Here is a 24,627-nt window from a genome sequence, read left to right as displayed (position 1 = left end):
CTCATTATTTAGTAAATACTTGCAGGTTAGTTCCCCGCCTGCGCGGAAAAGTTTTCCCGGGTTGGCGGCGGAAGATTAAAAGATGAGAAGAGGACGTCGCTGTGGTTAGGTTGCGGGGAAGTAAGGGGAGCTTTCGCCACTCCGCTCGCTCTATCTCCAGGCAAAATAGCTCCTCGCAGCAGCAAACTGGAACTACCGGATACTCCAGTTTCCGGGCGCGACGGGAAAATAATGCTAAAAGGCGCAGACGGATACGCAAATCCGCGGTGGGAGTGCTCACCGTCCTCAGCCTAGTAATCGCCTATCTGGCTTGGCAGCATCCCGGAATAACTAAGGCGCAGGTAGATCTGAATGATGGCGGAATCTGGGTAACTAACCAGTCCCAACACCTGGTGGGGCATTTGAACTTTCCCGCACGCGCCTTAGATGGAGCAGTCCGTTCCAAAGCCGGACAGTTCGATGTTACCCAGGCGGGTGAAAACGTACACTTCCAGAACCAAGCGGCCAGTGAAGCCGCCAAAATCGACCCTAAGAAAGTACGCCTAGAAACCTCATCCTCCCTGGGGAAAGGGCAGCAAATCGCCCAATCTGGGGAGAACTTGGCGATTCTTGACCCCGAAGCCGGTCTGCTCTGGAGTGGAAAAGACCTCTTGGGAGTAGAGCGCAACCGGGCTAATGCTAGCGTGCGTTCCCTACGCGGCGCTCAGCTGGCCGGAGGGGAAAAAGGAACTTTCTTCCTGGCCTCAGCTACCACCAAAGAGCTGATAACCGTACGAAAAGAAGGAAAGCTGTGGAAGGACGAACGGGTAGATCTTTCCCAACTGCCACTTAACGCGAAACTAGAGGTAGCAGGGGTAGGAGACCAGGCAGTCGCCCTCGATGGTGACCAAGGAATCCTCTATTTACCCAGCGGGAAAAGAATAAAACTGCAGGGCACGCAGTTAAAGCTGCAAGAATCCGGCCCCAAAAAACCGTTCGTGCTCCTCGCCGACCAGGATAAACTGCTAAAAGTTGATCTTTCTAGCGGGGGAACTAGCGAGATTCCCTCTGGAGGTAGTAGCGGTACCCCTGCCCGCCCGATGGTGAAAGCCCAATGCGTTTATGGGGCGTGGGCAGGTAGCGGCAAGTTCGTGCGGGAATGCTCCGGGAAAGTTTACCGACCCTCCCAAGAGTTGGAGCGGCTAAAAACCGCACAGAACCCGGTGTTCCGCAAGAACCGCGATTTGGTGGTACTCAATGACACCGCTGATGGCGCAGTCTGGTTAGCCGACAGAAACATGGAACTGGTAGATAACTGGGATGAAATCTCCACCATGTTAAAGAAACAGGAAGAGCGCGAAGATTCCCCGCAGTTGACCGAAGAAATAGCGCAGAAAGATCGGCAAAAAGAAAATACTCCACCGGTCGCTCGCGACGATGTGTTTGGGGCGCGACCAGGGAAAATAACTACTTTGCCGGTGCTGGAAAACGACTCTGATACCGATGGGGATTTACTGACCGCCGAGGTCGTAGGGCAGGCCAAGAAAGGTCAGGTGAAACCAGTGCGGGGAGGCGCCGCGCTGCGGATCGAGCTGCCCGCCGATGCCTCCGGAACCATAAACTTTACCTATCAGGCAAAAGACGGTAGAGGCGGGGTAGATACCGCCAATGTGACCGTGAATATCACCCCGGAGTCGCAAAATAATGCCCCGACCCAAAAGCGAGTACCCACGGTAGTAGTGGAATCGGGTAAGCAGATCGAATACAACGCCCTGCCTGCCTTTAGCGATCCGGATGGGGATCCGGTGTTCCTGACCGGGGTATCCGCTAGCGCCGAAAACCAAGTCGAATATCGACAAGAAGGCACCCTGGTGATCCGCAACCAGGGCGGCTCTATCGGTAAAAAAGAAATAAAAGTGCTGGTATCTGATGGGCGCGAAGAAATCACCGGGCGGGTGAACGTGGATGTGCGTGCCGCCGGAAATGTGCCGCCCGAAGCCAACGGGGATATTGCGTTTGCGCGGGCAGGAAACACTATTACAATCCGTCCCCTCGCTAATGACACCGACGCGAACGGCGATCCCTTGACCCTGGCGGGAGTCAATATTGAAAGAACCGGTCCGCAGGTAACCCCGGATTTGGCGGGGGGAACTTTATCTTTTAAGAGCGAACAAGAAGGCACCTATTATTTGACCTATACCGTGTCTGACGGCCCCGCCACCGCCACCGGAGTTATCCGGGTCGATGTCACTTCCTCAGGCAAACGCGGGAAACCGGTAGTAGAAGACGATATGGCGGTACTGCCCATCGGCGGGCAAGTGCTAACCGATGTGCTCGCCAACGATGCCGACCCCGCTGGCGAAGTGCTAGTCACCCAGGCGGTAACCGTGGGGGAATCCTCGCCGCTGCGGGCAACCGTGATGGATCATTCCCTGTTAAATATCACCGCTCCCCGCGGAATCACCAAAGCAGAAACCTTAAAATACCAGGTGTCCAATGGGTATGAAAGTGCCGAAGGGGTAGTTACGGTTATCCCCATGAGGACGCAGTCGGCGACTACACCCCCCAACGCCAAACCGGATGAAGCTAAAGGGCGAGTAGGGGATGTAGCCAGCGTAGACGTGCTGGCTAATGACCGTTCCCCCGTGGGGCTCACCCTGAAGCTGTCTCCCAAACTGCAAACCACTACTCCCGCGGAGGCAGGAAGGTTCTTTGTGACCGGAAACCAGGTGCGTTTCATGGCGAAGAAACCCGGCAAATACGAGGCCACCTACACGGTCACGGACACCAACCAGAATCAGGCCAGCGCGCGAGTCAGTGTAGAGATAAAACCGGCCAATGCCTCCGATAATGCGGCTCCTGAGCCGCGAGTAGTGACCGGTCGGGCGATATCGGGGCAAACCACCCGGATACCAGTGGAACTAACCAATATTGACCCCGATGGCGATTCAGTTTCCCTGGTGGGGATTGCAGACGCCCCCAAGATGGGGGTAGTAGATATTGGCCCCAGCTGGCTCAACTACCAGCCAATAGCTGGAAAAATCGGTACCGATACTTTCAGCTATATCGTGGAAGACCGCTTCGGTAAACAAGGAACCGCTCGGGTACAGGTCGGGGTGGCTCCCGCCTCTGCCCTTAACCAAAATCCGCAGGCTAATCCAGATGAAGTACGGGTAAGGCCGAATCGCGCCCTCGCAGTCGCAGTAACCGCGAACGATACTGATCCTGACGGTGACGGGGTTGGCTTGCTGCCGGAATCCTTGCAAACCCCGGGGGATTCTTTGAAAGTTTCCGCACGTCAAGATGCGGTGATGCTTACTACCCCGAAGAAAGCGGACTCCTACGGGATTCAATACTCCATTACCGATGGACGAGGCGGACAAGATACCTCGATTGCCACTGTGCAGGTAGACCCCCATGCGCCGCTACAGGCTCCCGAGGCCGCCGATGACTTGGTGACCGCGAAAGAGGGGGGAAGGAAAGTTGGCGAACCGATTGTAGTAGACGTCCTCGCCAATGACATTGACCCCGATGGGGATGGAGCCGCCCTGACCGTGAGCTGCCAGCAAAAAGGGGTGACGGTAAGAGGATCAAAGCTGGTGATTCCGGCGCCTTCTAAGCGGCAACTGGTGCTCTATAAAGTCACTGACCAGGACGGTTTAAGTGCCAACGCCATAGTTAATGTACCGGGGGTTTCCGAGCAAAAACCCTATATTGACCCCGATAGTGTGCCCATAAAAGCCCAGTCCGGGGAAACTTTGACTGTCGACCTGGCCTCCTACGTGGTCACCCGGAAGGCACGCACCCCCCATATTCACTCCGCGAAAGCTATCACCTTGGGGGCCGGATTTTCCGGCGGGGTGAAAATGTCCGGAGATGACTCCTTCCAAGTAACTATTAGCCCCGAATTTTTCGGGAAAACTTCGCTGGTGATGCAAGTAAGTGACGGGAAATCTAATGACTCTTCCGCCCTTAGTGCCTCCCTGACCCTGCCGATAGATGTTAAATCCACCGATAACCGTCCCCCGATTTTCACCCCCACGCGCATAGACGTAGCTGCAGGTGAAGAGGCTGTTACCACCAATCTTGCGGATATGGTTAGCGATCTAGATGGCGATAACCCCGCAAAAATGCGTTACCGTCTGGGGGCGGTTCCGGCCGGGATTAAAGCATCTTTGAAGGGCACCAGGCTCTCGGTTTCGGCGGATGCGGGTAAAGCCAAAGGTAACGCGGGCAATATCGAAGTCACGGTAGAGGACGCCTCCGGGCCGACTACCGGGAAAATTCCGGTGCGGGTGGTCAGCTCTACCCGCCCCTTAATCCAGTTAACGGCGATTGATTTGGAGGGCGAGTCGGGTAAGACCCTCAGTATTGATTTGAATCGCTACGCCACCAATCCCTATCCCGGAAAACCCCTGAAAACTGTGGGATCGCCCAGTGTGGTGCAAGGATCCGGTCAGGCTTCGGCTTCGGGAACTCAATTGCAAGTTACCCCGGCAGCTAATTTTAAAGGCGATATGGTGGTGTCTTATACCTTGCAGGATGCCTCTGGGGATCCGGACCGCCAGGTGACCGGCACCGCGCGGGTTCGGGTAGTGACAGTACCGGATGCGCCCACTGCGGTAACCGCTACCGTTAAAGAATCCACCACTGCCACTATTAGCTGGATTGCCCCGGCAGCCAATGGGGCGCCGATTACCGGTTATAAAGTTACCGATTCAGTTTCCGGTAAATCGGTTACCTCTACCGCAACCATAGTGGACTTCCCAGGGCTAGAACCTGGGAAAAAAGCACACAAATTCACGGTGGTAGCCACTAACCGGGTGGGGGATTCTAAGCCGGGGACTTCCCCGGAGATAGTGGTAGAGGTTACTCCCGGCGCCCCCGGCAATCCCAGAGGTAGCACTGGCAATACACCCGGAACTGCCACCCTAACTTGGGATGCGGCTAGTACTAACGGTGGTTCCCCGATTGATCACTATGTGGTGTCTGTAGAGGGAGCCGGTACTTGGGAGGCTAAAGGTACCTCCTGGAAGGTTTCTGAGATTTCTGGAGGTTCCCACAAATTCAGTGTTTACGCGGTCAATACCAAGTCGGGGCCAGCGGCTACCGGCAACTTCACAACTTACGACTCTTTTAACAAAAAGGCAGTAAAAGCTACTTTAGAACGTAATGGAGCTAAACAAGCCAAAGTGAATCTGAGTGGAGCAGTTGCCCCCGCCGGAGATAGCGGAAGCTGCAAAGCCACCCGGGTTGCGGGAAAATCGGTAGGAAACGACGGAGCTTTCCCATTCGATAACCCGCAGGCGCAAAACGATCTGAAAGTCGAATACACCTGTAGTTTTGACCATAATGGGGGTGTTTCTGATTCAGTGACCGCGAATCTAGCTGCCCAGGAAAATCCGTCTATCACCGATATGCGTCTGACAGACCAAAAGGGTACTAGCGCGACGATAACCGTGGACGGGAGCAACCTAGACGCGTGGGATATCGACAAATACTTAGATTTGAAAGTTTCTGGGGTAGAAAGCGGTAGCAGAAAACCACTTATAAGCTCTCAATACAAAGTGGGTGCCATCCGTGGGAGCGGTTGGGTTATTAGCCTGAAGTATTTGAAACCCGGTGATGAATGGACGATTACTGCGACACTAAAGTTCAAATCTGGCGGCACCTCCATAGATGAAAAGCAGATAGTTATTTCAATCCCCGATTCCAGCCCTACCCCTACTGATCCTTCCGATGATGAATCAATGTCATCTGTTTCCTACCTGAACAATTGGTTGAATCTCAATCCTATGATTCCGGTGTCGAAACCGCTATACCCGCAGCTGATCCCGCTGGTAGAGCAGCCGACTTTACCCAGTGATAACCGCCCTCTTTGGCGCAACCCGGTTACTCAAATCAGGTGGGGCGCCCTAAGCAACTATCAGAACCACAATCCCAGTCATAGCGGGCGGGAGTTACCTGCCCGGCAAACCGAAAGGCAGATAGCTCTATGATCCTTAAACAGGCAGAAGCCGCCGATTTTTCCACTCGTTTCGCGCAGATCGCCGAAAACGTTGATCAGGCGATACTCGGTAAAGGACACCAGGTGCGCCTGGTACTCGCGGCCTTCTTGGCAGGCGGACACGTACTTTTAGAGGATGCCCCCGGAACTGGGAAAACTGCCCTGGCGCGCGCCCTCGCCGCCTCGGTAGCCGCCTCGCACAGCCGGATTCAGTTCACGCCCGACATGTTACCCACCGACATCACCGGGGTAACCGTCTATGACCAGAAAACTAAGCAGTGGGATTTCCATGCCGGCCCGATTTTCGCCAATATTGTACTCGCAGATGAAATCAACCGTGCCAGCCCTAAAACCCAATCGGCGCTGCTAGAAGTAATGGAAGAACGCCAGGTCAGCGTGGATGGGGTGGTACATCCGGTAGATTCGCCATTCCTGGTAATCGCCACCCAGAACCCGGTAGAACAGGCAGGCACCTATAAACTTCCCGAAGCACAGCTAGACCGCTTCTTGATTAAAGTTTCTCTGGGGTATCCCGATCGGGAAACCACGGTGAAGATTTTGTCGGGAGCATCTCAACCCGACCTCTCCAAGGATTTAACCGCGGTGGTAGAGGCGGAAGAAATTAATGTCTTGGGGGAGCTGGGGCTACGTAACTATGTAGATGACCAAATCACCCGGTATGTACAGCAGCTCGCGGAAGCCACCCGTGAAGATGATGCCGTTAACCTGGGGGTTTCTACCCGGGCGGCCATCGGGATGATGCGGATGGCGAAAGTGTGGGCGGCTTCCCAAGGACGTCACTACGTATTACCAGACGATATAAAGACCCTGGCAGTGCCAGTTTGGTCGCATAGGATCATTATGGATGCCGATGCCCTCTTTGAAGGAGCGACCGCGCAAAGCGTAGTCGAGAGGGCGCTCAACGAGGTACCACCGCCAGTGGATTCGCAGGCCTAAAATAATGAAAGTTCCCGAAACCACCACCACCGCGCTAAAGAGCGCGCTGAAAAGCGGAAATAAAGCCTGGAAACGGGCGCGCACCACTCCTTACCTGGGTGCGCTACGCAATATTCCGCTTACCGGTTTAGGGTGGCTAGTCCTGCTAGGAGGGCTCGCCAGCCTGGCTGCCTGGGTGCTTTGGGATTGGGCAGAGGCCGGCGCAGTGATGTTTGCCTCCCTATTAGCGCTGGTAGCCGCGGTAGCGCAAACCTGGGGTGGGGGAGACCTCTCGGTGCGGGTGCGGGTAGAGCAAGACCGGCTGCGAAAAGGACAAGATCTAATCGGACGGGCAACCGCTAAAAATAATGGACGCCGCGCGGTGCGCGCCCTCAAAATAGAGTTACCCCTGGGGAGGGAACAAGCCGATATTGCCCTGCCGACTTTGCGTTCGGATAAGAGTTTTAGCCGAGATTTCCAGTTGCAAACTAGGCGGCGGGAAAAGATTGTAGTGGGGCCGCCCCGCACGGTGCGTGAAGATATTTTAGGGTTAATCCGCCGGGTGCGTTCTTGGCCAGACTTTCAAGAGGTCTATGTGTACCCCAACTTCACCTCCGCGCTGGGAACTTTAAGTGGCTATGCTCGAGATATGGAGGGGGCAACCTCGCAGGTAATAACCAGTTCCGATGCTGCCTTTCACGCCTTGCGCCCCTATGAGAGCGGCGATGACCGCCGCCATATTCACTGGAAAATGTCAGCTCACACTGGCCAGTTAATGATGCGGCAATACCTAGAGACTCGCCGCTCCCACCATTTAGTTGTGCTGGATCTGAAACGCGAAAATTATGGGGAAGCTGATTTTGAACTCGCGGTAGAGGCGGCGGCCTCTCTAGCGGTTTCCTCCCTGTCCAGCGGGCAGCCCTTGACCCTATATGCAGGCAAAACCGTGTTGAAAGCGGCCACTTCCCGGGCAGTATTGGACTTTCTTACCGAAGTTCAGCCCGAAGAGGACGCCCAAGAGTATCGGCATCTGGTGCGCTGGGCGCTTGCCCATGAGGCGCAGGCCTCGGTTTGTTCCCTGATCTGCGGACCGGGAGTATCTATGCGCCGCCTGCAACAAATCTGTTTGCTGCCTCCTGCCGATATGGCTACCACCGGTGTGCGGGCAGATGCCGGAGCTACTTTGACTCGGCGAGGCGCTACCTCGCGGCGACTACTAAACATCGGGGAACTCACGCAGCTGCCCCGAGCATTAAGCGGGGCGAGTCAGGCATGAAAAGATCCGATTTAATCTGCTTAAGCTCCCTATGCTTATTCATCATTCCTTGCTGGCTATTTGCCCTACCTTTCCTAGGTTTCGCCGGGGGAATCGCCGCTATCGGAGGCACTGTCCTGGGGGTGCTGATCGCGTTAGTGGTTCGCCGCTGGAACCTGGGAATAATCTACACTGTGACCCTGATGCTGGGGGTATTTTTAGCCTTCGGCCCCACCTTGGCTGCTACTGACCCGCTGGGACGCAAGTTTTACCCCACCTTATCCGGTCTCCAAGTATTGGTGACCTCCACGGTGACCTGCTGGCGCGACGCCCTAACCGCCGCGCTGCCGCTAACCCCGTCTGGGGGAGCAGCAGTACTGCCCCTAATTACTTGCCTCGTAACCGCCCTACTAGCGGGCTTAGCAGCGGCTTCGCGTCGCCCCTGGGTGGCGCTGGTACCTGCCACGATTAGCCTGGTGGTAGCGATTGCTTGGGGAGCCCAAGTGGTTCCAGCGGCGCGTTGGGCAGGAGCCGGATATTTCCTGGTAGCCCTACTTTGGTGCGCCCTAGTTACCGGTTCTGCTACCAAGGCACGTACCCGCCGGGTTAACCTAGCGGATGCCAGGCAGAAAAGCAGTATTACCCGCCCCCTAGCGATGGTATCCGTGACGGTAGTTATCTGCCTGGCCTCCGCTTCTTTGGCGGCGATAACTGAACGCGGCAACCGGGAAGTGCTCCGCACCCACGTACTACCGCCAGTAGAACTAGAAGACTTTATTTCCCCCCTAGCCTCCTTTAGGCATCTTTCCCGCGACTGGAAAGATAAAACCATCGCGGAGGTCAAGAACTATCCGGCGGGTACCCGGATGCGTTTTGCCACTATGAACGCCTATGACGGCACGGTCTTCAAAATTGACCCCCAACTAAACGCGCAATTTGTGCAGGTTGATTCGGTATTAGATAAACAGGTTTCAGCTGATAGCACCGCGCACATAAAACTGGTGAACTATGACCAACCCTGGGTGCCGCTCTTGGGCGATGCCTATTCCCTAAAAGTCAATAATCAGCCAAAACCAGTTATTTACTATTCGACCTCGCTGCGGTCGGCCTTCGCTGCTGCGCCTGCTAACCTGTCCTACCAGGTTGGGTTTGCCAGGGATCGGATCCCCAGTGACTCGCGGATTTCGGGACTGGAGTTTGACCCCATTCCCCAAGGTAAAGACGAGGCAGTTCCCACTGAAATTACCGAACTAAATAACCAGTTAACCGCGCGGGCAACTACCCCTTTGCAAAAGGTTCGCAATGTGGAGTCTTATTTGTCCGGCGAGGGTTTCTTTTCCGATGGCTCGGATGGGCTGTCTCGCCCCGGACATCGCGCCTCCCGGATGAGCCAATTTTTCCAAGGGAAAGAATTAATCGGTGACGATGAACAATACGCGGTAGCTATGGCGCTGATGGTGAGGGCATTCGGGGCACCTGCACGAGTAGTGATGGGCGCCTATCCGGCCGATAAGAAAGCTGGCGGAAACCTGACACTAAAGGGCGATAACGTTCACGCCTGGGTAGAAGTGAAGTTTAAAGACGTAGGTTGGGTACCCTTCGATCCCACGCCTCCCCGAAATCGGGTACCCCGCACCGATCAGCCGCAACCCAAATCCGTGCCTAAACCACAGGTATTGCAGCCCCCGCCACCACCGGCCACTCCGCCGGTTTTGCCGCACGTAGAAAAGCAGGCGCACGCTGATAATCCCTCCACCGGTATGCAGATTTTGGCAGCGCTCGCGGTGGCCGCAAAATATGGTTCCTGGTTGCTGCTGCTACTTTCGCCGATCCTGCTAGTGCTACTGGCTAAGTGGTACCGCACGCGCAGGAGGCGGAAAGCCAAAGAACCAGGTAAGCGTTTGCGGGGAGCCTGGGAGGAAATAGTAGATCGTTTCCGTGACCGCGGGGTACGACTCCCGGCAGGAGCTACCCGTCAAGAAGCCGCCTGGATAATCGATACTTACCTAGGGGGAATAAAACAAGCGAAGGCAGAATCAGGAGCGCGCGAACTAGCCGGAATCGCTGACTACCTGGATTACAGTCCCGGTCTCGATAGCGAAATTGATTCCGATTGGGCATGGGATCTGGTGAAACAGCTAACCGACACCTGGAAAGCGGCCGCCGGTAAAGCAAAAGCAATGGTGGCCGCGATTCGCCCTTCCTCTCTGTATAGCCGCTTTATTCGCAGTGAGTTCGCCCAAAAGCTCACTGTAATTCCGGGGGTGGAGAAGATTCTGACCCCGCGTAAGGAGATTTCGCTGCCCAGTTTGTCCTTGGGGCTTACCCAGCAGGAATACCGGCAGCTGCGTACGCCCTTAGCTCCGGTGCGCAGTGAAGCCGCACCGGTTCCGGCCGCTGCAGGCGGGGTGTTCTCAGAAGCTACCCGTCTAGGTAAAGTAGGATTACCGCAGGTAGGGATAGATTTTAGTGACGGCACCCGTCTGGCAAAGCCGCTGGGATCCTCCGAGGAAGAACCGGCAGCGGATGCTACTCGCTTAGGAACGATTGCCTGGAAATTAGGGGAGGAGCCGGCACCCGAGGGGGAGTCGGATAAAGCCAGTGAAGCAGCGGAAGTTACCCGGGTGCGGAATTCGCAGCAATCTCCGCTGCCGCCAGAGCCTCCGAAAGCGCCAACGCCACCCGAGCCTTCGCCGGCGCCGGGGGTGCCTTCTGAGGGTGACTGGGACGCTACTCGCTTAGGAAAGCCGGCGGTTTCCTCGCTCCCGCCGCCGCCACAACCTCCGCTCCCGCCGGGATCAACCCAGCCTCCGCGGCCGCCAAAGGCTTCGCCAGGGGCACCTTCCGAGGGGGACTGGGACGCTACTCGCTTAGGAAAGCCGGCAGTTTCCCCGCTCCCTCCGCCGCCACAACCTCCGCAGAACAACCCCGGAGGAAATCAGGATCTGCTAGATTACACTCGCCGGGCAGCTACGCCCCCGAGCGTTGACGAAACTCGCTTACGGAAAGGGGGTGACCATGGCGCAGACACCCCCTAAAATTCCGGGTTTCAGTGTGCAGTCTTTGCTGGGCAGAGGGGGATTCGCCGATGTTTACCTCTATAGGCAAAAACGTCCTGAACGCAAAGTAGCGGTTAAAGTCCTGCGGGAGCTGGGCAGCCGGGAAGGGCGCCAAGTTTTTACTACCGAGGCCGATGCCCTGGCAGCTACCTGCGCGCACCCGGCGATTCTGTCTCTGTATCAAACCGGAAAACTGCCCGATGGTCGCCCCTATCTAGTGTTGCAATACTGTCCGGTGACGAACTTGTCGCAGCGGGTTCGCCGCAGCCCCCTGCCCCTCAAAGAGGCGCTGGACATCACCATACGTCTGGCGGGAGCCTTAGAAACTATACATCGGGCAGGGCTCGCTCACCGCGACATGAAACCGGCAAACGTGCTGATCTCTGAATTTTCCACCCCGGTACTCTCTGACTTTGGTCTAGCTTTACCACTGGGAAAGCCACTAGCTCACCGTGATGTTTTAGGACTTTCAGTACCCTGGGCACCCCCGGAACAGCACGATGAAAACTCTTTGGCGGGAGCGGCTAGTGATATTTATTCCCTAGCGGCAACTATGCATTCGCTGGTTACTGGGCGTAGTCCCTTCGAAATTCCTGGCGGCGATAACTCGGTATCTGCGCTGACCGAGCGGATTTTACATACGGCTCCCCGCCTAGATGCTCCCCAGTTGATTCCGCCGCTACGCGAAATTCTGGTCTGGGCGCTGCAGCCAGATCCAGCGGATCGTCCCGCAAGTGCCGCCCAATTTGGGCAAGTGTTACAGGAAGTGCAGGCTCAGCTAAACCAGCCGGTGACCAGCATGGATATTGCGAGCGCTAATCCTACTTTGGCGCAAGTGTCTACCGATCCGGATGCGACTCGCCTTAAAGATGCGTCTGGTTCGCAGCCAGCGCTAGATTCGGCAGATGCGGCGCGGGCAGATAGTCCCCTGATTGTAGGGGGACACTCTAGCGTGGCGCTTTCGCGTTCCCTCTTACCGGCTTCCCGCTTGGGTTGGCGGCGAATCCTCCTGGCTCTAATCGGAGCGTTTGTACTGGTAGCTGGAACTGGTGCCGGGGTTGCCTACTATTTCAAATCCGATACTAGCTCGGTTAAAAGCGCTCCCAGTTCCAGCGAACCGCTAATTACTGCCTCCGCAGATGATGGCATCGTGACGGAAGTATCTGCAGTCACTGCCTTGGAAGGAAAACCCGCTGCAGATGGGCAAATAGCGCTAACTTGGAAACCGGGCGAGGGCGATACCCCCGCCTCTTACCAGGTGCAAGTGACCCAAGATGGCAAGGACGCGGGCAGTCATACGGTCACCGAACCGAAAATCAGCCTTAAGCCTCAAGGCGGGAAATGGTGCGTAAAAGTTTTTGCGGTGAGCATAGATGGAAAAACCTCGCCTGGGGTAGACTGGTGTAAATAGGAGAGCACAAAATTGCCGGTTGGTAATGGAGGAAACACTATGAGCAACGATCCCTACCAGTACTATCCGAACCAGTCGGGTAGTGCCAGTGCAGGCTATCCGCCCAGCGGGATCTATGGAGCCCCCCAAGCGGAGCCCGGTGCGCCCGTGCCGGGAAATCCCGACCCCTATGGTCAGGGGGCAAATCCCGCTTACCCCAATCCCTATGGCGAACAACCGCAAGCTCCCCAATATCCGGGCTATTCTCCCCAGGGAGCTCCCGGATATCAGCAACCTGAGTACGGGCAGCCCGAATATCAACAACCAGAATATGGGCAACCTGCCTACCAGCAGCCCCCCTATGCAGAACCCGGGTATCAACAGCCCGCCTATGAGCAACCCCAATACCAGCAACAGTATGGGCAAGCCGACTATGGGCAGGGACAATACGAGATGCAGCCTCAATACGAGGAACAGCCTGCTTACCAACCTGCTATGCGTTATACGGTCACTTCCGGGCAGGGGCAGTCCATGATTTTAGAGGACGCGATTGTAGTGGGGCGCCGGCCTGATGCCGCCACCTCCACCTATCCGCAAGCCCAAACCATGACTGTGCCTAGCCCGGCTAAACAGATTTCCCGCACCCACTGCCTGCTCTATATTGACGAGCACGGTAACCCGTCTTTGAAAGATTTAGAGTCGGTAAACGGCACCCGGTTACGTCGAGATGGGCAAGTCTACCCGATTGAACCCGCAGATCCGGTAGTGCTGCAAGCAGGCGATATTGTCGACCTGGGTGAGGGGCAATACCTGTCTATCGGTACTGCCCCCGCCGGGTACTAAACTAGCGATCAATCCCCAGGGCGCGGCGGGCTTTAGTCCGGGCATCTCCGCTATCTTGAGCCGTCAAAATCTCTTTCGCCGCGTTTTCACACTGTTCTTTAGTCACTTGTTCTAGCTGGGCACCCACTCCGGGAATCGCCGAAGCAGCCATCGACAGGGAAGTGACCCCCATACCAATCAGGACGCAGGCCAAAATGGGGTCAGCCGCAGCCTCCCCACAAACCCCTACCGGTTTACCCAGGCGCACCCCGGCGTCAGCTACCCGGGAAATCAAAGTCAAAACTGCTGGCTGCCAGGAATCGGTATAGGTGGCCAGATTAGCGTTCATCCGATCTGCCGCCATCACATATTGGGTGAGGTCATTAGTGCCGATAGAAACGAAATCAACCTCGGCTAAGAACTGGTCAATCATAATCGCGACTGCCGGCACTTCCACCATGATTCCGGCAGTAAGGCCCCGGTCGTGAATCAGCTTTGCCACCCACTTTGCCTCGGACAAGGTAGAAACCATCGGCACCATCACCCAGTTTTTCCCTTGATGACTCTGAGCTGCCTGCGCAATCGCATCTAACTGTCGGATGAATAGATCTTCGTCAATGCCGGTGGTGCGCAGCCCTCGCACCCCCAGGGCGGGGTTAGGTTCTTCATCCAAAGTTGCCCAAGAAATCGGTTTATCCGATCCGGCATCCAAGGTGCGAGTAACCACTTTCTTGTCCGGGAAAGCCGCCAGCACCTGTGAATATATCTCTGCCTGTTGTTCAGTAGTAGGTTCTTTCGCCGAATCTAAGAAACAGAGCTCGGTACGGAACAGACCCACCCCTTGCGCATATCCGGTGGCGGCTTTCTGAGCGCCGGGACCATCTTGAACATTGGCTAACAGTTCCACATCCTCGCCACTGGCAAGCCGGGCTGGCCCCGACCAGTTACGGATAGCTTCGCGAGCGCGCAGATCAGCCTCAACTTTCGGGAGGGCTTCATCCGGGTCAGCTCCAGTGGTAATCGTCCCCAGGGAGGCGTCTACAAAGACCTGTTCCCCTTGCTCGATCTGGTGCAGTTTACGTGCCGCTACAATACAGGGAATCCCCAGCTGGCGAGCAATAATCGAAGTGTGGGAGGTGGGGCCGCCCTGTTCGGTAACCAAAGCCAAGATTTCTGCCGGGTTCAATCCGGCGGTGTCGGCCGGAGCTAGATCATCGGCGAAAAGTACCGAAGGCTCAGCCAGATGGGGCAGTCCCGGTTCGGGTTCTCCTAGCAGTTCGGCTACCACTCGCAAGCAAAGATCGTTCAGGTCAGTGGTGCGTTCGGCCATCAACCCGCCGGCCTTTTCAAACATAGAGCAGAACATTTCGGTGGTGGTCATCACGGCAGTGGCGGCTGGGGTGCCTTTGTTTATGGCTGTGACCACCATTTTCTTGAAACCGGGGTCGCGAGAAAGTTCCGCTTGGGCGGCCAAAACATCCGCGGCGCTGCCTACGGTTTCTTTAGAGCGAGCCAGCAGGCGTCCGGATACGGTCTGAGCCGCTTGAGTGTAGCGCTCGGCTTCAGCCTCCCGCTCATCTAGCGGGATTTTCGTGGCAGGCAGTTTGGGGATTTCAAAACGGCTAACCCAGGCGACTGGCCCGTAGGCTAGACCATTAACCACTGGAGTGCCATAGATTGTTTCTTCTGCGGACATTTTTCCTCCTCACTGAGGGCAACTTTATAGTGCCAGTGTCGCATCTTTTGGAAAGTTAAACAAGGAAATACTCTAAACCTCCATAGTAAACAGCGAAATAATCTCATAACCCCACAAACTCTCTCGCTAAACTCACAGAATCTCTTGAAGTTGCAGGTTATGTTGAGTAGAGTATTGACCAACGGCTCTGGTGATTCTCTATCTACCAGGTTCCATTCTTACAGCAAGACGGGAGGCGAAGATGCCGGTTCATAGCGGAGGCCGCCGCCTCCTCATCGAGCAAGCGCTATCTGAGTTCGGGCAGGTGAGTCTGCGCGAGTTAGCGCAGCGGTTTGAAGTTTCCGATGAAACTATTCGCCGCGACCTAGAATTATTGTCCGACCAGGGCAAAGCGAAGCGGGTTTACGGGGGAGCAGTCGGCATCCAACAGATCCCCGAGTCGCAATTGTCCGAGCGGATGAAAGTCAACGGCGAAGAAAAAAGAAAAATGGCGCAGCTCGCCCTCAGCCACATTCCCGAGGGCGCGTTTACTGTCTTCCTGGATGCCGGCTCCTCGACCGCCTATTTTGCAGAGCTGCTCCCTGACCGCGCCGATTTACTACTGGTGACTAACTCGGCGGCGATTGCAGCGGCTGTTGCCACCCGCACCCGCAGCCTGAAAGTACATCTAATCGGAGGGACAGTGCGCGAGTCCACCCTGGCGACAGTCGGGGCGGTCACGGTGCAGGCCGTGCGCGCCCTCCACCCGGATATCACTTTCTTGGGTACAAACGGGATGGATCCGCTCGATGGTTATACCACCCCTGATATCGAGGAAGCTGCGGTAAAACGGGCAATGGTGCAGAGCAGTCGTCACGCGGTAGTGCTGGCGGATGCAGATAAATATGGCCACACCGGTATCGTCCAGTTTGCTGCTCCCGGTGAAATTGAAATGCTGATTTCGGATCAGCGTCTGAGTGAAATTGCCGGCAAAGACTTAGGAAAACTAGCGAAAGAAGTGTTCTTGGCATGATCGTTACCCTGTCCGCGAACTCCAGTTTGGATAAAACCGTGAACTTGGAGCAGACCCTGGTGCCGGGAGGTGTCCACCGCATCATCTCTACCCACACCGATCTGGGCGGGAAGGGAATCAATGTGGCGCGGGTAGCCCAAGAGGCCGGTTTCCCGGTTCGCTGCGTGTTGCCGGCAAAAACCCAAGATCCGATTCTGGAGCTGTTAGACCAGGTAGACCTCCCCTATGTGTGCACCGAAATTCCGGAAGCAGTACGCACTAACCTCACGGTTATCGACGCCAGTGGGGAAACCACCAAAATCAACGAACCCGGCCCCACTCTCGATGTGGAGCAAGAAAAATTGCTGCTGACAGCACTCAGGGAACAGACGGGAACCCTCGAGGATAGTGACTGGGTGGTACTCGCTGGATCCTTGCCCCCGGGGTTGCCGGATGATTTTTACGTGACCTGCCTACAAGAACTAGCTAGCTGCCAGGGGCGGTTCGCAGTCGATACCTCCGGGCAGCCGCTGCGCGCCCTGGGGAAAGCGCTCGGCCAGGTAAAAGTTGACCTGATGAAACCCAACTCTTTTGAGCTAGCTGAGCTTTTGGGAGGAAACGGATCCGAAATGGAAAGGGCGGCTATCAGCGGAGATTTACTGCCAGTAGCGCGTAAAGCCAAAGAACTTAGCGAACGGGGAGTCGGGGCAGTGCTGGCTACCCTGGGGCCGGCCGGTGCCATTTTGATTACTGAAGAGGGCGCCTGGCATGGAACCAGCCCCGATGTGCGGGTGCGTTCCACCGTGGGAGCCGGAGATTCTTCCCTCACCGGATATGTACTTGCTCAAAGCCGAGGGAAGAGCTCAGAAGAATGCCTAGCGACTGCGCTCGCCTATGGGGCAGCTGCCTGCGCGAAAGTGGGAACCCAGCCGCCTACCCCCGCAGAAATCCATCCCGAAGAAGCCAAAATAACCAAACTTAGCCTTTAACAGCGACCTTGAACAGGAGAACTATGGAAGACGAAAAGTTGATAATCCCGCAGCTGGTGAGCCTAGATGAGCCGCTGGGGACAGATAAAGATAACGTAATCGCGGCTCTAGCTGCGAAAATCGCACTCACCGGGCGCGCTGAACAAAATGGTTTAATTAGCGACCTGATGGCGCGGGAGGCTAAATCCGTGACCGGGATGCCCGGGGGAATCGCGATTCCGCATTGCCGCTCGCAGGCAGTTAAAGTTGGCAGCTTGGCATTTGCCCGGCTGGCACAGCCGGTAGATTTTGGAGCCAAAGACGGCCCGGCAGATTTGATTTTCATGATTGCTGCTGCCGAAGGGCAAGGACAGGCACATTTGAAACTGCTGCAAAAGCTGGCACGCAAACTGGTGGATAAGAACTTCCTGGCTACTTTACGTTCGGCGGATTCTGCCGACCAGGTCGCAGAGATCATTATGGAGGTGGTCGAGCCCGGTTCGGCAGCTGCCTCCAAGAGTGCGCCCGCGGCTAAGGAAGCTCCGGCGAATCCTCCTACAGCCCCGGTAGCTCCGGTAAAACCGGAAGCGGGATCCAGCGGTGACCAAGGGAAATACCTGGTAGCGGTGACTTCTTGTCCCACAGGGATTGCCCACACCTATATGGCGGCAGATTCGCTGCTTAACAAAGGCAAAGAACTGGGGATTCCCGTACATGTGGAGGCACAGGGATCCGGGCATATCGACCGGCTAGACCCGGCTTTGATTGCCTGCGCCTCCGGGGCGATATTTGCACACGACGTTAGTGTGCAGGCACCGGAACGTTTTTCTCATCTCCCGATAGTGGATGTGGGAGTAAAAGCGGCCATTAACGATCCCGAAAAGCTAATTCGGGAGGTAATGACGAAAAAGAAAGACCCGAATGCGGCTCCGGTAGCCACTACTAGCGATGCGCAGCCGGAAGAGAAAGTAGGTTGGGCACGGCGAATCCAAAAGGCAGTGATGGCCGGGGTTTCCTATATGATTCCCTTCGTAGCAGCCGGCGGTTTGCTAATCGCTTTGGGATTCCTGCTGGGCGGTTATGATGTGGCCGGCCCGGCGCAAGATATCTCCCTTAACTTCTCGCTGTGGAATCTGCCAGATTCTGGCCCCTTCGGGGAAGCCAAAATAATGACTAACCGCTCCGGATTGTTGCTTTACCTGGGAGCCCTGTTGGTCTTCCTGGGGCAAACGGGAATGAGTTTCTTGGTGCCAGCGCTGTCTGGATATATTTCCTTCGGTCTGGCAGGACGTCCCGGCATCGCCCCTGGCTTCATTGGAGGCGCGATTTCGGTAACCCTGGGAGCCGGATTTATCGGCGGCCTGGTGACCGGGATTCTGGCCGGGATTATTGCTAATGCTCTCTCCACTCTGAAATGTCCGCGTTGGCTAGCAGGACTGATGCCGGTGGCGATTGTGCCACTGCTAACCACCCTGCTAATGGGGCTATTAATGCTACTGCTGCTCGGTCGCCCCCTGGCAGCCTTGATGAGCGGCTTACAGAACTGGCTGAACTCTATGGCCGGTACCTCGGCGATCTTGTTGGGGATCATTATTGGTCTGATGATGTGCTTCGACCTGGGCGGACCGGTCAATAAGGCCGCCTATCTGGTAGGTACGGCCGGCCTATCGCAAGCTACCGATGGGTCCTATCAGTTCATGGCAGCAGTGATGCTGGCCGGAATGGTACCGCCCCTGGCGATGGCGCTGTCTTCTACGGTGCGTCCGAAACTGTATTCGCCGGCAGAACAGCAAAACGGTAAAGCCGCTTGGCTACTGGGACTGTCCTTTATTTCTGAAGGCGCGATTCCCTTCGCCGCAGCCGACCCCCTGCGGGTAATCCCCTCTATGATGGCAGGCGGCGCGGTGACCGGCGCAATTGCGATGGCGCTAGGGGTTGGGTGTCGGGCTCCGCATGGGGGAATCTTCGTGCTATTTGCCTACACCAATATTTTCGGGGCGCTAGTCGCCCTGGTAGCTGGGGTGGCAGTGGCTGCGGCCGCGGTCACTTTCGCTAAGATGCGCCGCAAGAAACCGGCAGCAGTCAAAGCCTAAGTTAGATACATTAGTTAAATAAGGAAAGGAAAAATCATGGCTTCAAAAACTGTGAAAGTAGGATCTTCCGTGGGATTGCATGCCCGCCCGGCCTCGATTATCGCGGAAAAAGCCGCCGAGTTCGATGAGGAAATCACTATTGGAACCGCCGAAGAAGAACCGGTAGATGCCTCCTCGATGATGCTGATCATGACCTTGGGTGCCGAATGCGGTGCCGAGGTTACCGTGGAGAGTGAAAACGAGGATGCTGTCGCGGCGATTGCAGAACTGGTCGAAAAGGATTTAGACGCCGAATAGGGGTTCTCAACCCTGCGTGCGGAAAAATCCGCTTAAAACCGAAAAGTAGATGTCCCCTCTAGGTTTAAGTCGTGCCCCGTGGCGCGATAGCCTAGAGGGGACATCTGTATTTGGAGGAAATGCTATGCAACCGCAAACTGCCTTTATTGTTGTTTCGCAGTCACAAACGCTGGCGCGGGGAATATGCGAAGTGGTAGCCAACCTGGCTCCAAAAGTGATTATCGAGCCCTGCGGTTGCCATGATGAAGGGCTGGGTACCGCCGCTGAAATCCTGAGCGGAAAAATTTCCAAAGTAATGGAAAAACTCGGAGAACAAGACGCGATTGTCTTAATGGCAGATTTTGGGGCTGCGCGGCTAGCCTGCCAACAGGTAATCACCGATATCGGGATGCGCCGGCTGCGGCTAGGGCGCGGCCCGATTGTGGAGGGAACCGCTGCGGGAGTAGTGGCCGCCGCTCAAGGCGCAGACCTGGCAGAAATCCTGCGATCAATCAATGCTGCCTCCCAGTTTTACCCCGAAGAGGATGCGGCAGATATTTTGCCACCTCCGCCCGCTCCGGATCCGCTTGCTCCCCGCACTATCACCTATGGGGCTTCAGAGCCACTGTCGGCGCGTCCAGCAGCGCGTTTAGCTCGGATTGCTACTGGTTTTGATGCCCAGGTGACCATTAACCAGGTTGATGCGGGCAGCGTCCTCGCGCTTATGGGGTTGAAGATAAAACCCGGGGATGAACTGCGGATTGCCGCCGAAGGCGGGGAATCCCTTAAAGCCTTAGACGCGGTAGAGGCGGCACTAACGGCGCCCGAAGCAGAGGATGCAATCCAGCCTGGGGAATGATTTAGCGACTCCCGTAAAATCTGTGAAGCGCAGAAAAAGAATTGGGATGCGTCCGCAACCGGTATTCTTAAAAGTAAACTCGGTAAGTTTTTGGGCTTAACGGGGCGGGAAAGCGAGAAAGGAAACGGGAATGAGTGACTTCAAGTTGGATCCAGATAAGGAATACACCCTGGTGCTGGTGAAGCCGGATGGCTATCACCGCGGGCTGACTGGGAAAATCTTGGCGCGGATTGAGCAAAAAGGCTACGCTATCGACGCTTTGCGGGTAGTGCAGGCAAGCGATGATGATTTGTATGAACACTATCAAGAGCATCGCGGTAAACATTTCTTTGAATCCGTGGTTGACTTTATGCAGTCCGGGAAGATTGTGGCTGCAGTTATTGAAGGCACCCGGGTAGTTGAGGGGGTACGCTCCCTGGTGGGTGCCACCAGCCCCACCGAGGCAGCGCCGGGAACTATTCGCGGCGATTATGGACGCGACTACGACAGTGGACAAATCCAAAACCTGGTGCACGCTTCAGATTCGCCCAGCGCGGCTGTCCGTGAAATAAAAATCTGGTTCCCGGACGCCTGCGAATAGCGAGAGAATCTAGATGTATGTAAAGTCGCTGGCGCTGCGAGGATTTAAATCTTTCGCCAGCGCCACCACTTTGCAGTTCACCCCGGGAATCATCTGTGTTGTCGGTCCGAATGGTTCTGGCAAATCCAATATCGTAGACGCACTCGCCTGGGTTATGGGCGAGCAGGGTGCCAAGAATCTGCGTGGCGGCTCCATGGCAGATGTTATTTTTGCCGGCACCAGTTCCCGCAGCTCCCTAGGACGCGCAGAAGTAGCGCTGACCATTGATAACACCAGCGGAGATTTACCGATTGACTATTCGGAAGTCACCATTTCCCGCACCCTGTTTCGCCAGGGCGGTTCCGAATATGCCATTAACGGCACTCCCTGCCGGCTGCTAGATATTCAAGAGTTGCTTTCCGATACCGGCATGGGGCGCAATATGCACGTGATTATCGGGCAGGGTCAACTCGACCAGGTACTTTCTGCCGACCCTTCCCAGCGGCGCTCCCTGATTGAAGAGGCCGCCGGGGTGCTAAAACATCAGCGGCGTAAAGAACGCGCTCTGCGGAAACTCGATGGTTTAGAAGAAAAACTTTCCCGGCTTTCCGACCTTACCCAAGAGATTCAAAGGCAACTAGGGCCTCTAGCGCGGCAAGCAAAAACTGCGCGGCGAGCTGCGGTGTTACAGGCACAGGCGCGCGATGCCGGGTGCCGGATTCTGGCAGATGACCTCCAGCAGATGAGCCTGCAGCTTTCCCGCTATAAAGAAAGCGGGAAAGCCCTGGCAACTAGGCGCGAAGAACTGGGGGAGAAACTTGCTCTGCAGCAGGAAAAACTGCAGAAATTAACCGCAGATGCGACGCAAACCGATGTAGCGGGTAAAGCCACCAATCTGTGGCAACAGTTGACCGCGATCACCGAGCGCCTGCGTGCCCTAGAAGCCCTAGCCAATGAACGCGCCTCCTCCTTAGCGAAACCTGAACCAGTTCCCGCCGGCCCCAGCGTAGAGGAACGCCAGAGCCAGTTGGCACATTTACAAAGCGAACTGGCCAGTCATGACGAGGACACTTTAGCTAAACGCAAGCAAGCTGATGCCGCCGAAGCCGCCCGGGAAGAAACCACTCGGAAAGTTGGGGAGCAGGTTCGCATTACCCAGGAGTTGCGGGAAGAGGCACAGCAAAAAACCCAGAAGACCGCGCGGCTAGAGCGGGAAGTTGAAACGGCCAAGGCGCGCCTGGAGGCAGCGGATTCCCGGATTCAAAGAGCCCAAAAAGCGCAGACGGATGCGCAAGAAAAATTGGAGGCAGCGCGGGAAAAACAACAAGCTTCAGGAGAAACAGTTCCAGAATCCGGGGTGGATGCGGCGGGTAGCTACCGGAAACTATCCGAGGCGGAAAACCAGGTACGCACGCAATTAGAGAAAGCTCGCGACCGTCTGCGCGAAAGCGAAGCCAAAGCAGTGGCCGCCTCCGAGAGCGAAGCAAGCCTCAGTGGGGTGTTAGCCGCCTCCTCGAACCAGGCTGAAAATACTTTTGCGCAGGCAGCGAAGTCGCGGGGACAGTTAGCCTCCTTAATCACGGTTCCCGATTGCTGGGAGGGGGCAATTGCCGCCTTGCTCGGGCGCGCCGGATCCGCCCTCACCATTGAAGCAGCCCAGCTAGAGGCGGGGCTGGCGGCCGTTAAAGACCGCAGTGGCAGCGTTAGTTGGGTGGTAGGTAATCCAGAGGACGCGGCCGTTCCTCTGAGCAAGCCGGCCGCGAACAGCTCGGGGGAACCGATTCCGGCTCGAGAGGTAATCTCGGCTCCTACTGGGCTACACCCGGCATTAAACGAGCTGCTAAAAGATAGTTATTTAGCTGAAAATCTGGCGCAGGCGCAGGCACTGCTCGCAGATAATCCGCAGGCGCGGGTGGGGATCAAAGACGGTACGATTATCGGCAAATACCTGGGGGAAACCGGCAGCGGTGGAGTTAACCGTATCGAGGTGGAGCGGCGTCTACGCTTAGCCCGGAAAGCCGCTCAGGAGGCCGCAGAAGCTACAGAAAAAGCGCGTGCCCAGGTGAAAGTAGCTACAGAAGAATTATCGCAGGCAGCGGCGGCATCGGCGCAGGCATTGAAAGTATTGCGCCAGTCCGATGCTCAGGCGGCGGCGCAGGCGCAAGAACGGGCACTGAGCCAAGCAGCAGTTAGCGGAGCCGAGAGCCAAGAAAAGCGGGCGGCAGCAGAGCTGGCGCAGGCGAAAGTAGATTTTGAAAACTGCAGGGAGCAGTTAGCGGCGGCTCAAAAAGCGCGGGATGCTTTTGCGGGCAGCGAGGATTTAGCTCCTTTGCAGCAGGCAGAACAAGTTTTAGAGACCGCTCGGGCCGCCGATTTAGCGGCTCGAGAAAAAGCTGCGCAGGCGCACTTGGAGCTGGCGGCCGCTACCCAGATCACCAATAATTTGCGGGAACGTTTTCAAGGGGAAGTAAAGTCTTTGGAACGGTTCCAATTGCGGCTAGCTGCCCGCAGTCAACGGGAAATCGAGCGTGCCCGGGATTCCCAAAGAATGCTGCAGGTGGCGTCCTGGTGTGAAGTGTTTGCGCAGCGTTCGGCCAGCGTAGCCCAGGTGGCGAAAACTTGGCGGGAAAGCGCAGAGGCCGCCCGCGCCGCCTCCTCACAGGCCGCCGGGCAAGTACGCAGTGAAATAGACCGTTTGAATACCCAGCTTGCAGAGCTAAACGATTTAAGCCGTCGCGACGAGGTGGCTGCCGCTGAATACCGGGTACGCGCCGAACAATTAACTCAGCAAGCGCAGGAGCGTTACGCGCTTTCTCCCCAAGAACTAATTGCCGCTTTTGGTCCCCAGCAGCTGGTTCCCGATCCGCAGCTGCTGGCGCAGCGGGCAGAAAACGCCCAGGAAGAAGCTGCTACCTCTGCAGATGAAGGACAGGATACGGAAACGCCAAAAACCGATGAAGTAGCAAACGCCGAGCAAGCGCAGGTAAAAACTGAAACTGTCAGCGGGGAAAGCGCAGCAGAACCTGAGGAAGGAGGCTGGCACCCCTATGATCGTGCTGAACAGAGCGCCCTGCTGGAAAAAGCGAATCGCGCTATTTCCCGGCTGGGGAAAGTTAATCCCTTAGCTTTAGAAGAACACCACGCCCTCGAAAAACGCTTTGAGTTCTTAATGGGACAGCTGACAGATCTGCGGACTTCGAAAGCAGATCTACTGGTAGTGGTGCGGGAAGTCGATCACCAGGTGAAAGAAGCCTTTGAACAGGCGTACTCGGATATTGCCCGGGAGTTTACGGAAGTGTTTTCCCACCTGTTCCCAGGGGGCAGCGGTTCTCTGAAACTGACTGACCCGGAAGATATGCTCACTACCGGGGTGGAAATAAATGCCCGGCCCGCCGGAAAAAACGTGCAACGCCTATCCCTGCTCTCTGGTGGGGAGCGTTCCCTAGCGGCGTTGGCATTCCTAATCGCGATTTTCAAAGCCCGCCCCTCGCCCTTCTATATTTTGGACGAGGTTGAAGCCGCCCTGGACGATTTGAATCTTTCACGGATGTTAGAGCTGTTCAAACAGCTGCGCGAAGTTAGCCAGATGATTGTGATTACCCACCAAAAACGAACTATGGAAGTAGCTGATGTGCTCTACGGGGTTACTATGCGTGAGGGAGTATCGCGGGTAATTTCGCAACGCCTAGAGCCGGCTAATAGCTAAGCTCACACCGAAATCTGGTAACAGTTTGGTA

The 24,627-nt window shown here is 56.1% G+C and carries 14 protein-coding genes; 13 read left to right on the top strand and 1 reads right to left on the bottom strand.

From position 1 onward, the window contains the following. Positions 1–101: 101 nt before the first annotated feature. From KO216_RS06885 to KO216_RS06860, 6 genes are read left to right on the top strand one after another with little or no spacing between them, the layout of a single operon-like run. On the top strand, positions 102–5,978 hold the full coding sequence (locus KO216_RS06885) for an Ig-like domain-containing protein (protein ID WP_215523505.1): 5,877 nt from the start codon (positions 102–104) through the stop codon (positions 5,976–5,978). Continuing rightward, positions 5,975–6,943 carry an AAA family ATPase gene (locus KO216_RS06880; protein ID WP_215523504.1) on the top strand — a complete coding sequence of 323 codons (969 nt, stop codon included), beginning with the start codon at positions 5,975–5,977 and terminating at the stop codon, positions 6,941–6,943. Before KO216_RS06885 ends, KO216_RS06880 begins: the two co-directional genes overlap by 4 nt. 4 nt (positions 6,944–6,947) lie before the next feature. Continuing rightward, positions 6,948–8,198: a DUF58 domain-containing protein gene (locus KO216_RS06875; protein ID WP_215523503.1), complete on the top strand. Its 1,251-nt coding sequence runs from the start codon at positions 6,948–6,950 to the stop codon at positions 8,196–8,198. Further along, positions 8,195–11,215 carry a transglutaminase-like domain-containing protein gene (locus tag KO216_RS06870; RefSeq protein ID WP_215523502.1) on the top strand — a complete coding sequence of 1,007 codons (3,021 nt, stop codon included), beginning with the start codon at positions 8,195–8,197 and terminating at the stop codon, positions 11,213–11,215. Before KO216_RS06875 ends, KO216_RS06870 begins: the two co-directional genes overlap by 4 nt. After that, positions 11,196–12,647 carry a serine/threonine-protein kinase gene (locus KO216_RS06865; RefSeq protein ID WP_215523501.1) on the top strand — a complete coding sequence of 484 codons (1,452 nt, stop codon included), beginning with the start codon at positions 11,196–11,198 and terminating at the stop codon, positions 12,645–12,647. Before KO216_RS06870 ends, KO216_RS06865 begins: the two co-directional genes overlap by 20 nt. A gap of 39 nt (positions 12,648–12,686) precedes the next feature. Beyond that, complete coding sequence (locus KO216_RS06860) at positions 12,687–13,469, top strand: FHA domain-containing protein (RefSeq protein WP_215523500.1); 783 nt, start codon at positions 12,687–12,689, stop codon at positions 13,467–13,469. Between the two features lies 1 nt (position 13,470). Here the strand turns inward: KO216_RS06860 and ptsP are convergent, their stop codons facing one another. Further along, positions 13,471–15,144, bottom strand: coding sequence for a phosphoenolpyruvate--protein phosphotransferase (gene ptsP / locus KO216_RS06855; protein WP_215523499.1), 1,674 nt, complete (start codon positions 15,142–15,144; stop codon positions 13,471–13,473). A 241-nt stretch (positions 15,145–15,385) separates the two neighbouring features. Here ptsP and KO216_RS06850 point away from each other — a divergent pair, with 241 nt between their 5' ends. The 7 genes from KO216_RS06850 to smc all read left to right on the top strand — a co-directional run bounded on the left by KO216_RS06850 (position 15,386) and on the right by smc (position 24,596). Beyond that, complete coding sequence (locus KO216_RS06850) at positions 15,386–16,156, top strand: DeoR/GlpR family DNA-binding transcription regulator (RefSeq protein WP_215523498.1); 771 nt, start codon at positions 15,386–15,388, stop codon at positions 16,154–16,156. Further along, positions 16,153–17,124, top strand: a complete 972-nt coding sequence (locus tag KO216_RS06845; RefSeq protein ID WP_215523497.1) for a 1-phosphofructokinase family hexose kinase — start codon at positions 16,153–16,155, stop codon at positions 17,122–17,124. The genes KO216_RS06850 and KO216_RS06845 overlap by 4 nt, the downstream gene beginning before the upstream one ends. Positions 17,125–17,147: 23 nt before the next feature. Then, positions 17,148–19,196, top strand: a complete 2,049-nt coding sequence (locus KO216_RS06840; protein WP_215523496.1) for a PTS fructose transporter subunit IIABC — start codon at positions 17,148–17,150, stop codon at positions 19,194–19,196. 36 nt (positions 19,197–19,232) lie between these two features. Continuing rightward, the gene (locus tag KO216_RS06835; protein ID WP_215523495.1) at positions 19,233–19,493 is read left to right on the top strand and encodes an HPr family phosphocarrier protein; all 261 of its coding nucleotides are present in this window, start codon (positions 19,233–19,235) and stop codon (positions 19,491–19,493) included. 124 nt (positions 19,494–19,617) lie between these two features. Continuing rightward, entirely contained in the window at positions 19,618–20,331 is a 714-nt protein-coding gene (locus tag KO216_RS06830; RefSeq protein ID WP_215523494.1) for an HPr family phosphocarrier protein, read from the top strand. Between the two features lie 130 nt (positions 20,332–20,461). After that, positions 20,462–20,911: a nucleoside-diphosphate kinase gene (gene ndk / locus KO216_RS06825; protein WP_215523493.1), complete on the top strand. Its 450-nt coding sequence runs from the start codon at positions 20,462–20,464 to the stop codon at positions 20,909–20,911. Between the two features lie 13 nt (positions 20,912–20,924). Next, positions 20,925–24,596 (top strand): chromosome segregation protein SMC, encoded by a 3,672-nt coding sequence (smc, locus tag KO216_RS06820; protein ID WP_215523492.1) that lies wholly within the window; start codon positions 20,925–20,927, stop codon positions 24,594–24,596. Positions 24,597–24,627: the final 31 nt, after the last annotated feature.

Source organism: Varibaculum prostatecancerukia (assembly GCF_943169825.2).
In the GTDB taxonomy this organism is placed as follows: domain Bacteria; phylum Actinomycetota; class Actinomycetes; order Actinomycetales; family Actinomycetaceae; genus Varibaculum; species Varibaculum prostatecancerukia.
The sequence above is the reverse complement of the archived record's forward strand: the minus strand, read 5'-3'. Positions and strand labels throughout refer to the sequence as shown.

Coding starts and splice junctions, on each gene's coding strand:
- ptsP (WP_215523499.1), bottom strand. CDS start 15,144: ATGTCCGCAGAAGAAACAATCTATGGCACTCCAGTGGTTAATGGTCTA.
- KO216_RS06840 (WP_215523496.1), top strand. CDS start 17,148: ATGGAAGACGAAAAGTTGATAATCCCGCAGCTGGTGAGCCTAGATGAG.
- KO216_RS06875 (WP_215523503.1), top strand. CDS start 6,948: ATGAAAGTTCCCGAAACCACCACCACCGCGCTAAAGAGCGCGCTGAAA.
- KO216_RS06880 (WP_215523504.1), top strand. CDS start 5,975: ATGATCCTTAAACAGGCAGAAGCCGCCGATTTTTCCACTCGTTTCGCG.
- smc (WP_215523492.1), top strand. CDS start 20,925: ATGTATGTAAAGTCGCTGGCGCTGCGAGGATTTAAATCTTTCGCCAGC.
- KO216_RS06835 (WP_215523495.1), top strand. CDS start 19,233: ATGGCTTCAAAAACTGTGAAAGTAGGATCTTCCGTGGGATTGCATGCC.
- ndk (WP_215523493.1), top strand. CDS start 20,462: ATGAGTGACTTCAAGTTGGATCCAGATAAGGAATACACCCTGGTGCTG.
- KO216_RS06850 (WP_215523498.1), top strand. CDS start 15,386: ATGCCGGTTCATAGCGGAGGCCGCCGCCTCCTCATCGAGCAAGCGCTA.
- KO216_RS06830 (WP_215523494.1), top strand. CDS start 19,618: ATGCAACCGCAAACTGCCTTTATTGTTGTTTCGCAGTCACAAACGCTG.
- KO216_RS06845 (WP_215523497.1), top strand. CDS start 16,153: ATGATCGTTACCCTGTCCGCGAACTCCAGTTTGGATAAAACCGTGAAC.
- KO216_RS06870 (WP_215523502.1), top strand. CDS start 8,195: ATGAAAAGATCCGATTTAATCTGCTTAAGCTCCCTATGCTTATTCATC.
- KO216_RS06860 (WP_215523500.1), top strand. CDS start 12,687: ATGAGCAACGATCCCTACCAGTACTATCCGAACCAGTCGGGTAGTGCC.
- KO216_RS06865 (WP_215523501.1), top strand. CDS start 11,196: ATGGCGCAGACACCCCCTAAAATTCCGGGTTTCAGTGTGCAGTCTTTG.